The 12,210-nt window shown below is 63.8% G+C and carries 13 protein-coding genes and 1 tRNA gene; 12 read left to right on the top strand and 2 right to left on the bottom strand.

All coding sequences use genetic code 11. The features are described 5' to 3' along the window. Positions 1–30: 30 nt before the first annotated feature. From RRU_RS08600 to RRU_RS08610, 3 genes are all read left to right on the top strand, one after another. Complete coding sequence (locus RRU_RS08600; protein ID WP_011389348.1) at positions 31–1,659, top strand: acyl-CoA synthetase; 1,629 nt, start codon at positions 31–33, stop codon at positions 1,657–1,659. A 154-nt stretch (positions 1,660–1,813) separates the two neighbouring features. Next, positions 1,814–3,436, top strand: coding sequence for an EAL domain-containing protein (locus RRU_RS08605; protein WP_011389349.1), 1,623 nt, complete (start codon positions 1,814–1,816; stop codon positions 3,434–3,436). 10 nt (positions 3,437–3,446) lie between these two features. Next, positions 3,447–4,493, top strand: a complete 1,047-nt coding sequence (locus RRU_RS08610) for a M23 family metallopeptidase (RefSeq protein ID WP_011389350.1) — start codon at positions 3,447–3,449, stop codon at positions 4,491–4,493. A 69-nt stretch (positions 4,494–4,562) separates the two neighbouring features. Here the strand turns inward: RRU_RS08610 and RRU_RS08615 are convergent, their stop codons facing one another. Together RRU_RS08615 and RRU_RS08620 are read right to left on the bottom strand one after the other, a co-directional pair. After that, positions 4,563–5,258, bottom strand: coding sequence for an extensin-like domain-containing protein (locus RRU_RS08615; RefSeq protein WP_011389351.1), 696 nt, complete (start codon positions 5,256–5,258; stop codon positions 4,563–4,565). 39 nt (positions 5,259–5,297) lie between these two features. Further along, positions 5,298–5,765: an outer membrane protein assembly factor BamE gene (locus RRU_RS08620; RefSeq protein ID WP_011389352.1), complete on the bottom strand. Its 468-nt coding sequence runs from the start codon at positions 5,763–5,765 to the stop codon at positions 5,298–5,300. A 250-nt stretch (positions 5,766–6,015) separates the two neighbouring features. Here RRU_RS08620 and RRU_RS08625 point away from each other — a divergent pair, with 250 nt between their 5' ends. From RRU_RS08625 to RRU_RS08665, 9 genes are all read left to right on the top strand, one after another. Further along, positions 6,016–6,624, top strand: coding sequence for a ubiquinol-cytochrome C chaperone family protein (locus tag RRU_RS08625; RefSeq protein ID WP_011389353.1), 609 nt, complete (start codon positions 6,016–6,018; stop codon positions 6,622–6,624). A 1-nt stretch (position 6,625) separates the two neighbouring features. Further along, the gene (locus RRU_RS08630) at positions 6,626–7,207 is read left to right on the top strand and encodes a DUF177 domain-containing protein (RefSeq protein ID WP_011389354.1); all 582 of its coding nucleotides are present in this window, start codon (positions 6,626–6,628) and stop codon (positions 7,205–7,207) included. Positions 7,208–7,316: 109 nt separating this feature from the next. Then, the gene (gene rpmF / locus RRU_RS08635; RefSeq protein ID WP_011389355.1) at positions 7,317–7,502 is read left to right on the top strand and encodes a 50S ribosomal protein L32; all 186 of its coding nucleotides are present in this window, start codon (positions 7,317–7,319) and stop codon (positions 7,500–7,502) included. Positions 7,503–7,545: 43 nt separating this feature from the next. After that, positions 7,546–8,595 (top strand): phosphate acyltransferase PlsX, encoded by a 1,050-nt coding sequence (gene plsX / locus RRU_RS08640; RefSeq protein WP_011389356.1) that lies wholly within the window; start codon positions 7,546–7,548, stop codon positions 8,593–8,595. 91 nt (positions 8,596–8,686) lie between these two features. Beyond that, positions 8,687–9,661 (top strand): beta-ketoacyl-ACP synthase III, encoded by a 975-nt coding sequence (locus RRU_RS08645; RefSeq protein ID WP_011389357.1) that lies wholly within the window; start codon positions 8,687–8,689, stop codon positions 9,659–9,661. 205 nt (positions 9,662–9,866) lie between these two features. Continuing rightward, entirely contained in the window at positions 9,867–10,184 is a 318-nt protein-coding gene (locus RRU_RS08650) for an integration host factor subunit alpha (RefSeq protein ID WP_011389358.1), read from the top strand. 6 nt (positions 10,185–10,190) lie between these two features. Continuing rightward, positions 10,191–10,916 (top strand): MerR family transcriptional regulator, encoded by a 726-nt coding sequence (locus RRU_RS08655; protein ID WP_011389359.1) that lies wholly within the window; start codon positions 10,191–10,193, stop codon positions 10,914–10,916. Positions 10,917–11,091: 175 nt separating this feature from the next. Then, positions 11,092–11,168 (top strand) — tRNA-Pro (locus RRU_RS08660). 355 nt (positions 11,169–11,523) lie between these two features. After that, on the top strand, positions 11,524–11,952 hold the full coding sequence (locus RRU_RS08665) for a type II toxin-antitoxin system PemK/MazF family toxin (protein ID WP_014626220.1): 429 nt from the start codon (positions 11,524–11,526) through the stop codon (positions 11,950–11,952). The last annotated feature ends 258 nt before the right edge of the window (positions 11,953–12,210 follow it).

Below are 12,210 nucleotides of genomic sequence, written 5' to 3' on the forward strand. Positions count from 1 at the left end.
GTCCAACAGGCAGGAAAGGTCCCAGCCCAGATGCCGTCTCCCTACAGCACCGGACTTGATCGCACACCCGCCAACCATGTTCCCCTGACGCCGCTGGCCTTCCTTGACAGGGCGGCGCAGGTTTTCCCAGACCGTCCTTCCCTTGTCCACGGCAAACGCCGCTATACCTGGGCCGAAACGGCCCAGCGCGCCCGCCGGCTGGCTTCGGCCCTGCGGGCGCGCGGCATCGGCCCCGAGGATACGGTGGCGGTGATGGGCGCCAATACCCCCGAGCTTTACGAGGCCCATTTCGGCGTGCCGATGGCCGGGGCGGTGCTCAACGCCCTTAACGTTCGCCTCAACGCCGAGGAGATCGCCTTTATCCTGGAGCATGGCGAGGCGCGCGTTCTGCTGACCGATACCGAGTTTTCGCCGATCATCGCCGACGCCCTCGCCCGCATCGATCGGCCGATCACGGTGATCGACATCGTCGATCCCGAATACGACGGCCCCGGCGCTTGCGTCGGCGAGATGGAGTACGAGGCCTTTCTGGCCGAGGGCGATCCAACCGCCGATTGGCGCTGGCCGGCCGACGAATGGGAATCGATCACGCTCAACTATACCTCGGGAACCACCGGCAATCCCAAGGGCGTGGTTTACCACCACCGCGGCGCCTATTTGAACGCGCTTTCGAACATCATCACCTGGGGGATGCCCCACCATGCCGTTTATCTGTGGACCTTGCCGATGTTCCACTGCAACGGTTGGTGTTTCCCCTGGACGATGGCGGCCAATGCGGGAACCAACGTCTGCCTGCGCCGGGTGACGGCGGCGGGCATCTTCCAGGCCATCGCCGAGGAAAAGGTCAGCCACTTCTGCGGCGCGCCGATCGTGCTGAGCTTTCTGATCAACGCCCGCCCCGAAGAACGGCGGTCCTTTGATCATCAGGTCAACGTGATGACCGCCGCCGCCCCGCCGCCGGCCTCGGTCCTGGAAAAAATGCAGCGCGAGGGCTTCTGCGTGACCCATGTGTACGGTCTGACGGAAACCTATGGCCCGGCCACCGTTTGCGCCTGGAAGGAACCGTGGAACGACCTGCCGATGGACGAACAGGCGCGGCTGAAATCGCGCCAAGGAGTGCGCTATCTGGTTCAGGAAGGCTTGATGGTCGGCGATCCGGAAACCATGGAGGCGGTTCCCGCCGACGGCGAAAGCATGGGCGAGGTGTTTTTCCGCGGCAATATCACCATGAAAGGCTATCTGAAGAATCCCGAGGCCACCGCCGAGGCCTTTCGCGGCGGCTGGTTCCACACCGGGGATCTTGGGGTTCTTCATCCCGATGGCTATCTTCAGCTCAAGGATCGCTCCAAGGACATCATCATCTCGGGGGGCGAGAATATCTCGTCGATCGAGGTCGAGGGCGTGCTCCATCGTCACCCTGACGTTGTCGCCGCCGCCGTTGTCGCCAAACCCGATGAGAAATGGGGAGAAACCCCTAAAGCTTATGTGGAGTTACGCGACGGCGCTACGGTAACAGAGGATGAACTTGTGGCCTTTTGTCGGCTCCATCTGGCACATTATAAATGCCCTCGGGATGTTGAGGTGGGGCCGCTGCCAAAAACATCGACGGGTAAGATCCAGAAGTTCGTTCTGCGCCGGCAGGTGCGAGCGGAAGGATAACCCTCTCTCTGGTCACGCGGTGTGAGCGACGGTATCAGCGGGGGGCGGGCGGCGTCGTGCGGTTGAACCGGCAGACAACTGGAAACGGATCTGGGAGCCACGGAACGAGCGCGACCGCTATGCCGCCCTGGCGTTTTGTTGGGCCGATCTCATTATGCAGATCGACAGCCGCGATCGCATCGTTTTTGCCGCCGGTCCTTTCGAGGCGTTCATCGATCGCCGGCAAGACGACCTGCGCGGCGAGGAGGTCGCGACCCTGATGGTGCCCGAGGACCGGGTGCTGATGGGCCAGTGTCTGAAGTTGGTGCGGCGCAAAGGGCGGGCCTCCGGCGAGGTGGTCCGCCTTTACCGTCCCCGGGGGGCGCCGCTCTCCATGGACTTCGCCGGCTACACCCTTGATCAACAAAGCTTCATCGCCTTGCGCCTCACCTCTCACCGTGGGTATGGCGCGCGGGACGGGATCCCCCGCGACCCGCAATCGGGGCTGCTTCCCCCCCAGGCCTTCAGCGAGCTTGCCAGCGGCAAGATCAAGCAGAGCCAGGAGACGGGGCAGGATTTTGGCGTCACCGTCATCGATCTGCCCGGCCTGGGCGGGCTGTGTGACCGTCTGCCCTCTCCGGGCGCCCTTGGCCTTTTGCGTTCGGTGGGGGCGAGTTTGCGGGCCTGCGCCTTCGATGACAACAGCGCCACCGAAATCGCCCAGGGACGCTATGGGCTGGTTCACGATGGCGCCGCCGATCTCGAGGCCCTGCGCCACGATCTGTCTGAAATCGTCCGCCAGCATGATCCCGACGGCGAGGAGGGGCGGGTTGAAACCTCGGCCATCGATCTTGAGGGGATCGACCAGATCGACGAAGGCGATCTGGCCAAGGGCTTGATCTACGCCATCAATCAGTGCCAGCGCGCCGACGGCGCGGCGATCAGCCTGCGCATGCTGTCAACGAGCATCCCCCAACTGGTCCACCAGGGGATCAACGAGGTCGCGCTGTTTCGCCGGGTGGTCGCCAACCGCAGCTTCGATATTGTCCTTCAACCGATCGTCAGCCTATCGACGGGCGATATCCACCATTACGAGGCGCTGTGCCGCTTCGACTCCAGCCGCCCCGATCTGTCGCCCTATCGCGCTATTACCTTCGCCGAGGAAACCGGCCTGATCCACGATTTCGATCTGGCGATGGCCGAAAAGGTGCTGGGCTGGCTGTCGGGCAAGCCGCGCAATTCCGACGCCTATCGGGTGGCGGTCAATATCTCGGGGTTTTCCATCGGCGTGGACAGCTATGTGAAGGGGTTGCTCGATCTGCTGCGCGCCGAGCCGTGGACCAAGGGCAAGATGCTGTTCGAGATCACCGAATCCTCGAAGATGACCGATCTCGATTCCGCTAACAGCTTTATCGGCAGCCTGCGCGACAGCGGCTATCAGGTCTGTCTGGATGATTTCGGCGCCGGAGCGGCCAGTTTCCAGTATCTGAGCGCCCTTGAGGTCGATGTGGTCAAGATCGACGGCAGCGCCGTTCGCAACGCCATGCGCGGCCCCAAGGGACTGGCCTTTCTCAGCGCCCTGACCGAATTATGTCGGCGCCTGGGGGTGACGACCATCGCCGAAATGATCGACACCAAGGAAAGTCTTGATTTCGTGCGCAGTTGCGGCTGCGATTTCGTTCAAGGCTATCTGTTCGGCCGTCCCTCGGCCGATCTCAAGTCGTTCCAGCCGTTACCCAATCTCGGGCTGTTGCGCGGCTCGCCCGACCGCTTGCGCGGCCGCGCCGGTCTGTCGTAAGGGGGATCGGATGGCGGAGCGTTACAAGGGCGGGCGCGGCGCGTCCCGGCATCGGCTGGCGATGGGGGTTTGGGCGGTCTTGGCCGGGGCGTTGATCGTCGTGGGCTGGCCTTGGTCCGCCCTGGCCGACGGACCGCCCCGGCTTGGGCTGCCCATCGACTGCAGCCCCGGGCGGACCTGCTGGATCACCAGTTATGTCGATACCGATCCCGGCCCCGAGGCCCGCGATCAGGCCTGCGGCATCGTGACCTATAACGGCCACGACGGCACCGATTTCGGCATCGGCACGATGACCGAGCAGACCGATGTCGCCGTGCTCGCCGCCGCGGCTGGAACCGTCTTGCGCATCCGCGACGGCATGGCCGATATCAACCGCCGGCTTCCCGAGGCGGCGTCCGTCGAAGGGCGGGAATGCGGCAATGGCGTGGTTCTTGATCATGGCGATGGCTGGACGACCCAATACTGCCATCTGCGCAAAGGCTCCATCGCCGTGAAGGCGGGACAAAAGATCCCGGTCGGCCAACGCCTGGGGGCGGTGGGCCTATCGGGGAATACGGAACACCCCCATCTCCATATGACGGTGCGCCGCGGCACCACCGTTTTCGATCCCTTCAAGGGCCGGTCGGCCGCCCAGGGGTGCAAGGGCGGCGCCCTGCCGCTGTGGTCGCCGGTGGCGATGGCGGCTTTGCACTATCAGCCGATCGTTCTTTACAATGTCGGCTTCGCCGGCGAAGAGCCCGATCGCCTGCGGGTGCGGGCCGGCGGCTATGGCCAGACCATCGCCGCCAAGGCGCCGATGCTGGTCGCCTATGCCGATATCATCGGCGTGGCCAAGAACGATCGCCTGCGCCTGGAGATCATCGGCCCCGACGGCCGACCCTTCGCCCGATCGGACCGGGTTTTCGATGAAAAGGGCTGGGTGCAGTGGTTCGGTTACGCCGGCAAGCGTCTGGCCTCGGGCGAATGGGCCAAGGGAGTTTATACGGCGATCGTCACCGTCGACCGTCCGGGCAAGGGGGTGATCGGTCTGCGCGACAGCCGGGCCACCGTGCGCTGAGCCTGTCCCCGGAGAGGACCGGGCATTCCGAACCGGATTGCGACGGAGCTGGGCTTCACGCATACCGCTCTAGCGGCATACGCGGAAGCGGCCGAGATCAAGGTGGAAGTGATCGGCGTGGGCGGCGTTATAGGCGGGGCCGAGGACGGCGTTGAACAAGCCGCAGGCGGCATCGCGGGCCTCGGCAAGGAACAGTCCCTTGGCGGTTGGCTTGCCCCAATCGCGGCGGATCACGATGCTTTCGCCGTTCTCCAGATGGAAGGCGGCGATGTCGATGGCATTGGCGGTGGCATGCTGGCTGCGGCGGCCCTCGGGCCGGCTGTTGATATTGCGGCAGGCATAGGTGCCCAGATGGTCGATGCGGACCAGCGGGCTGGCGAAATGGCGCAGGGCCAGGGTGCGCAAGACGCCCTCGTACCAATATTGGGCGGCCATCAGGGCGCAGGTCGCCTGGAACGAGCCGTTATAGGTGACCTGGGAGCGCAGGGGGCGGACCCCGGTTTCCAGTCCGCAGCCGGCGTTGAGCGGCCGCTCGGCCAGCCGGCGATAGGACAGGTCCGAGCGATCAAGGGCGTTAAGGCAGGCCGGCCCATCGGTGGTGAGGGCGTTGATGTGAAAGCGGGCGAGGGGGCCCGGCGGCGCATCGAGGGTGATCGGCGCCCAGGGCAGAATATTCGGCGGCAGCCGGATCCACGACTGATGGAGGGGAACCACCGTGCCGATCAGCGCCAAGACCCCCAGCAAAACCGCGTACCCTGCCCGCATCGGCGACCTCCCAAAGGCCGCCGGCGGCCAAAAAGGGGGTCAGTCCACCGTCTTGGGAGCGAAGCGGCCGATATTGCCAAACAATTCCTGAACGATGGAGGAGTCGTTGCCCCGCGTTGGCGTTTCGCGGCCGACGATATCCACCTGCTGGCCGTCGTCCTTGGACAGATGGTCTATGCCCTTGACCCGGCCGTTGTCGTCGAAATGCACGGCGATGATGGTCCGTTCCAATTCCTTGGGCTTGAAGAAGGCGACCTGGGTGGTTTCATTGCTGATATAAAACCACGTCTCGCCGCCAAACATCGAGGTGGCCGAGGGGGTGCCGAGCAGGGCCTGGATATCGGTGCGCGTATGCACCCCTTCCTGAATCTGCCCCAAAGCCTCGGTGGTCGGCAAATTGCCGTGGGGATTGATATCGTTGGAACATCCGGCGCAGAGCAGAAGAGTCCCCAACAAGGCGCCCGTCAGCCTGGTGCTTCGCCGTATGACGGGAACGAATGTCTGCATGAACGGCCTCTCCTTGGCGCCCGATTGGTGACGGACCGCCCCGCGCGGGCGGGACGGCCGGGCGCATCCTACAGCCTGAGGCCGAGGAACGGAAGGGATCGCCGGCCGGCTCTTTCACCGCCGACCGCCTCCGGTGTTGCCAAGCGCCGCCGACCGGGCCATCTTTGCCGCTTTCGGGCAAATCCCCCAAACGCCAAAGGGCCAGGGGCAAGCCCGCGCCCATTATTCGTCGCCGAAGGTCACCCGATCCATGCCCTTGCCGTTCTTTCAGCGTCGCCGACGCTATGAAGATGCCGCTCATGCGCTTTATGGCCTGCTTGTCGCCAAGGCGCGCGATGGGGCCTTCTATGAGCGCCTGGGCGTTCCCGACACCCTGGATGGCCGCTATGACATGATCATCATTCATGTCGCGCTGCTGCTGCGGCGGTTGTCGCTGGTCAGCCCGGGGGCGCCCACCGATCGCAAGTCGCCCGGCGCCCGCCTTGCGCAGGAGGTTTTCGACCTCATGTTTAAGGACATGGATCGGAACCTTCGCGAGATGGGGGTTTCCGATTATAAGCTGGGCAAGGAAATCAAGAAAATGGCCCGGGCCTTCTATGGCCGGGCCATGGCTTACGAAGCGGGATTGCGCGACGGGTCGCTGGAAACCAGCCTGCGCGAAACGGTTTATCGCACGGTGGAGGCCGATCCGGCTCAGGTCGCGGGATTGGCGGCCTATATGCGCCGCGAGGCCCTGTCCCTGTCCAAGATCTCCGAGGACCGTTTGTTCGCCGGCGGATTGGCCTTTGGCCCGGTCGTCTCGGCCGATCCCGACCCGGCCGTCGCCCCGGCTTTCGCATCGCCCCCGAAGGAGGCCTGACATGACCACTGCCCCGTCCGCCACCAGCCCCGAGGCGGTCTTCGACCCCGATTTTTCCCGGCCGGTCGATGTGCTGAACCTGCCGCCCAATGGCCGCGTCCTTGTTGTCGAGGCCAGTCCCGAGGAGCGCACCGCCCTTGCCGACCGCCTCGAGGTGCTCGAGGTGGCCTCGCTGCGCGCCGAGGTGCGGCTGCGCCCCTTGGCCGGCGGGCCGATCGTCCGCGTCGAAGGTCATCTCGAGGCCGATCTGCGCCAGTCTTGCGTGGTCACCCTGGCTCCGCTCGCCATCACGGTCAAAGAACCCTTCGCCCTGACCTTCGGTCCCGGCGAGGCCGAGGTCGAGCCCGGCGGCAAGGAGATCGAGCTTGATATCGAGGCCGACGACCCGCCCGAGCCGATCATCGGCGGGCGGATCGACCTGGGCGCGGTGATCGCCGAGCATCTGGCTTTGGGGATCGACCCCTTTCCCCGCGCCCCCGACGCCCGCTTTCAGCCGCCCCCGGATGTGGCCGAACCGGCGGAAACGCACGAGGTGCGGGGAGCCACTCCCTTCGCCGCCTTGGGGGCCCTGAAGAAAAAGTAGGGGTGCCCTGTCCGCAAGGCTTGCCCGCGCGTGGGATTTTCGCTAAACAACCACGCTGTCCCGGGCCCGGCGCAGAGCCGGGCCCGTCCCATTGAAGAGACATTGAATCATGGCTGTTCCTAAGAAGAAGACGTCCAAGTCCCGCCGCGACATGCGCCGGTCCCATCATGCGCTGAAGCCGTCGGCTTATGGCGAATGCCCGAACTGTGGTGAGCTGAAGCGGCCCCACCACGTTTGCACGTCCTGCGGCCATTATGATGGTCGTGAGGTCGTGTCCGAAGACGTAGCCGCCTGATCATCGCCGGATTATTCCCGATGGCTGAAACGGGATGGTGCAGGTGAGCAACTCCCTGGTCATATCGGTTGACGCCATGGGCGGGGACGATGCCCCCGACATGGTGGTCGATGGCGTGAAGTTGGCGCGCAAGCGCTTCCCTGACGTCCGGTTTTTGCTGTTTGGAGACGAGGCTCGGATTGGGCCGCTGGTCGCGGGCGATAGCGCCCTGTCAGCGGTATGCACCATACGCCACACCGCTTCGGCGGTATCGGGGGACGCCAAGCCCTCGCAAGCCGTGCGCAGCGGCCGCCAGTCCAGTCTTTGGCTGTCCATCGAGGCGGTCAAGAAGGGCGAGGCGGCCGGCGTGGTGTCGGCGGGCAACACGGGCGCCTTCATGGCGATGGCCAAACTGATCTTGCGCACGCTGCCGGGAATCGACCGGCCGGCGATCGCCACCTTGCTGCCTACCCTGCGGGGTGAGAGCGTGGTGCTTGATCTGGGCGCCAATGCCGAATGCAATGCCAATAATCTGGTGGAATTCGCCATCATGGGCGAGGTTTTCGCCCGAACGGTATTGTCTTTGGATCGGCCGACCGTGGGCATCATGAACATCGGCTCGGAGTCCGGCAAGGGCACCGATACGGTGCGCGATGCCAGCGCTCGGCTGCAAGACAGCGCCTTGCCGATCCGCTTCATGGGCTTCGTCGAAGGCGATGACCTGGGCAAGGGCACGGTCGATGTCATCGTGACCGATGGCTTTACCGGCAATGTGATGCTGAAGACCGCCGAAGGCACGGCCAAGCTGTATTCGCAGTTCTTGCGCAACGCCTTCCTCAGCTCGCTTTTGGCCCGCCTGGGGTATCTGCTGTCGCGGTCGGCCTTGCAAAAGGTCAAAGCCCGGACCGATCCCCGTCGCTATAACGGGGCGATGTTCCTCGGACTCGACGGAGTCGCGGTCAAAAGCCACGGCGGTACGGATGCCTTGGGCTTTTCCAATGCTTTGGCGGTGGCCATCGATTTGGTGAGGCAGGGCTTTAACGAGTCGATCAAGGACGAGATCGCCAAGGTTCAGGTTTTGCCCAGTACCGTCAGTGTGAGCCACGCCGTCTGATCCGACCCCCGCCCGCTAAGGCCGCGTGATAGCGGCCGACCGGACGGGGTCCTCAGGATATCAAAAGGCTGTTTGACAAGGATATTTCCCCATGTGGCGTTCCGTGATCGCGGGATGCGGGTCCTACCTGCCCGCGAACAAGGTGACCAACGCCAATTTGGCGGAGCGGGTGGAGACCACCGATGCTTGGATCCGCGAAAGGACCGGCATTCTGGTGCGCCACTTCGCCGCCGAGGGGGAAAAGACCTCTGATCTGGCGATGGCCGCCGCTAGGGCCGCCCTGGCCGATGCCGGGGTCGACGCCGCCGAGGTCGATCTGATCGTTCTGGCGACCGCCACCCCCGACCAGACCTTCCCGGCCACCGCCACCCGGGTTCAGGCCGGACTGGGCTGTCGGCCCGGCGCGCCGGCCTTCGATATCCAGGCGGTCTGTTCGGGTTTTCTCTATGCCCTCAGCGTCGCCGACGCCCTGATCAAGGCCGGTCAGGCGCGTACCGCGCTGGTTATCGGCGCCGAAACCTTCTCGCGCATTCTTGATTTCACCGACCGCACCACCTGCGTGCTGTTTGGCGATGGCGCCGGGGCGGTGGTTTTGCGGGCGACGCCCTCGACCGGCGACGGCGGCGAGCGCGGCATCTTGTCGACCCATCTGCATGCCGATGGCCGCCACCATGATCTGCTCTATGTCGATGGCGGGCCGTCGTCGACCGGCACCGTGGGCCATCTGCGGATGCAGGGCCGCGAGGTTTTCCGCCATGCGGTGACCAATCTTTACGAGGTCGTCCTTGAAGCCCTGGCGGCCAATGGCCTTCAGGCCGACGCCATCGACTGGGTGGTTCCCCATCAGGCCAATCAGCGCATCCTCGATGGCACCGCCAAGAAGCTGGGCATCGATCCGGCCAAGGTGATCAGCACCATCGCCCTTCACGCCAACACCTCGGCCGCCTCGGTGCCGCTGGCGCTTTGCGAGGCCCGGCGCGATGGCCGCATTCAGCCCGGTCAGTTGATTTTGCTCGAAGCCATGGGCGGCGGTTTCACCTGGGGCTCGGCCCTGGTCCGGCTGTAAAAAGGCCAAAAACCCGACGGGGTCGATCGGATTTAGTTTTTTCATCGGCCCGTATGGTTTCCACCCCCCTGCGCAACGCTTAAGGCCCAGTCTCGGGACCTCTCGGCAACGCTTTGATATTGACGGATTTATCCCCCTCTTTTACCGTTACGTCGGAAAGGACGTCCGGCCCCATGCCGTGACGCCACGGAAGGGGGACCGCCAGATGTCCGGCAAGACCATTACGCGTGCCCAGTTGAGCGAGGCCGTCTATCAGGAAGTCGGCCTGTCGCGCAACGAGTCGGCCGATCTTCTCGAGATGGTTTTAAACGAAATGTCCGAGGCGCTGGTTGAGGGCGACACGGTAAAGATTTCCAGTTTCGGTAGTTTTTCGGTGCGCGAAAAGGGCGAGCGCGTCGGCCGCAACCCGAAGACCGGCGAGGAGGTTCCCATCCTGCCCCGGCGGGTTCTGGTATTCCGCCCCTCGCAACTGCTTAAGGCGCGCATTAACGACGGCGCGGTAGGCAGCCAGATCAACGGATAACAGGTTGTGATCCCTCCCAGCCCGACACTCGAGCCAGCGGACGATGGCGATGGGGCGCGCCGCGGCAAGTCCGAGTCCGCCTTTCGCACGATCAGCGAGGTTTCGGCCGATCTGGGCGTTCCTCAGCATGTTCTGCGGTTCTGGGAAACCAAGTTTTCGCAGATCAGGCCGATGAAACGGGGCGGTGGCCGGCGCTATTACCGACCCGAAGACGTCATCCTGCTCGCCGCGATTCGCGACCTTCTTTACAATGATGGCTATACCATCAAGGGGGCGCAGAAGCTGCTGCGCGAAAACGGCGTCAAAAGCGTCATCTCGCAAACCCTGGGCATCGGTGCCGAGACCACCGCCGCGATCGGGGCGGAGGACGACGAGGCGGACAGGCCGGATGCGTCCGAACCCGAGGAGGCCCTCGCCGGGCACGACGCCCCCTTCGACGACGCGGCGGAGGGCGAGGGCGATGAGGATCGCTCCCCCTATCCCGACCCGCTCGAGGCCGACGGCGACCTGCTGGACGGCGACGATGAGGACGATTCCCTTGGCGAGCTCGACGATCCGGCCGACGAGGGGGGCGAAGAGGCTCCGTCCGTGCCACCGCTTGCGCAGGCCGCCGAGCCGGTCGCTCCGGTGGTGGTGGTGGCGGGATTGAGCCCGAGCCAGCGTCGTGAGCTTTTGGCCGTGCTGGCCGAACTGGAGGATCTGCGGCGGATTTTGCAGCAGGCCGAGCTGTAAAAGCGCCGCGGGGCGGGCGACAGAAGGTCTGCTGAAATAATTTGGTTTTCTTCTTGCAGAGCCGATGAGGCATGGCTATATTGCCGCCTCTTCGCGGGGCCCGGGCAACCGGGCACCGTCCCCCACCGCCGGAGACCCAAAGATTAATCCTTTGGTTTTCCGAGTGGAAATCGGTCGGAGCGTGGCGCAGCCTGGTAGCGCACTTGACTGGGGGTCAAGGGGTCGCAGGTTCGAATCCTGTCGCTCCGACCAATTCCACCATCAGCCTAAACGGTTCCAACGGCCCCCTCGTGGGGCCGTTTCCGCGTCTGGGGACCGGCGGGGAAGCGGGAAACGGTTCCTGATGACTGGCGATTTGCTTCCCGGGTCGTGAAGCGCCCAGAACGACCAATTGATTGAAAATAAGATCAGCGATACGATTTTTGCGGGGATTTGACCTCGCCTCTGAAATCGCATCGAGGATCTGATTGCTTCCTGCTCAGCTTGAAATGGCTCTTGCCACCCTTGGGAGGGGAACTCGCGATCTTTCAAAGAAAGCCGGGGGTTCCGTTGATACCATTGGACGGTTCAAGCGCGCTAAAGCCCCTCGGCGCAAGGCCCCGGCACCGTGAGCCTTAAATTCCCCCGGACGCCCGGCACGATCGTGATCTGCGACTACAACACCGGCTTCAAGGCGCCAGAGATGGTCAAAGAACGCCTTGCCGTTGTCGTCTCGCCCCGTCTTCCTTACCGGGATGGTCTGTGCACTGTCGTGCCGTTGAGTACGAGCCCGCCGCGTGCGGGAATTCGCTATCAATGCAAAGTCGCTTTGCCTTTTGATGCGCCCCACCCCTATGAGGGCGCTCTCAAATGGGCGAAGGCGGACATGCTGGCGACCGTTTCCTATAATCGACTGAGCTTGCCATACACTGGCCGCGACCCGGTGACGAGCAAACGAAAATATCTTAAGATCATTCTGGCAGCGGATGACTTGACGAAAGTACGCAAGGCCATGCTTTGCGCGCTTGGGCTTGATCTCTTGACGATCCACTTCTGAAAGCCGATATTAATCGACGATTGCGCTCGTGGCTTGCTGCGGTGCGCCTCAAGTCCACCGAAAGGTGGCGAACCTGTATAGGACGATACCAAGTCCGAATGGTTGACAGCCCTGCCTTCCGAGGCAGGGCTTTTTTATTATGTTGTGCCGTCATCGGGCTCTGTCGGTGGAGTGCCGCGGGCGATGATCCTATCGATTGCGAAACTGATTCAGGCTTTCTTCAGGGTTACGGTTTAGTCTCTTTCCCAACAAAAAAAG

It is taken from the genome of Rhodospirillum rubrum ATCC 11170 (assembly GCF_000013085.1).
In the GTDB taxonomy this organism is placed as follows: domain Bacteria; phylum Pseudomonadota; class Alphaproteobacteria; order Rhodospirillales; family Rhodospirillaceae; genus Rhodospirillum; species Rhodospirillum rubrum.

Bases quoted from the DNA above. Each gene is read 5' to 3' on its own strand.
- RRU_RS08615 (WP_011389351.1), bottom strand. From the start codon at position 5,258: ATGCGGGCAGGGTACGCGGTTTTGCTGGGGGTCTTGGCGCTGATCGGC.
- RRU_RS08600 (WP_011389348.1), top strand. From the start codon at position 31: ATGCCGTCTCCCTACAGCACCGGACTTGATCGCACACCCGCCAACCAT.
- RRU_RS08610 (WP_011389350.1), top strand. From the start codon at position 3,447: ATGGCGGAGCGTTACAAGGGCGGGCGCGGCGCGTCCCGGCATCGGCTG.
- RRU_RS08605 (WP_011389349.1), top strand. From the start codon at position 1,814: ATGCAGATCGACAGCCGCGATCGCATCGTTTTTGCCGCCGGTCCTTTC.
- RRU_RS08630 (WP_011389354.1), top strand. From the start codon at position 6,626: ATGACCACTGCCCCGTCCGCCACCAGCCCCGAGGCGGTCTTCGACCCC.
- RRU_RS08650 (WP_011389358.1), top strand. From the start codon at position 9,867: ATGTCCGGCAAGACCATTACGCGTGCCCAGTTGAGCGAGGCCGTCTAT.
- rpmF (WP_011389355.1), top strand. From the start codon at position 7,317: ATGGCTGTTCCTAAGAAGAAGACGTCCAAGTCCCGCCGCGACATGCGC.
- RRU_RS08620 (WP_011389352.1), bottom strand. From the start codon at position 5,765: ATGCAGACATTCGTTCCCGTCATACGGCGAAGCACCAGGCTGACGGGC.
- RRU_RS08625 (WP_011389353.1), top strand. From the start codon at position 6,016: ATGCCCTTGCCGTTCTTTCAGCGTCGCCGACGCTATGAAGATGCCGCT.
- RRU_RS08645 (WP_011389357.1), top strand. From the start codon at position 8,687: ATGTGGCGTTCCGTGATCGCGGGATGCGGGTCCTACCTGCCCGCGAAC.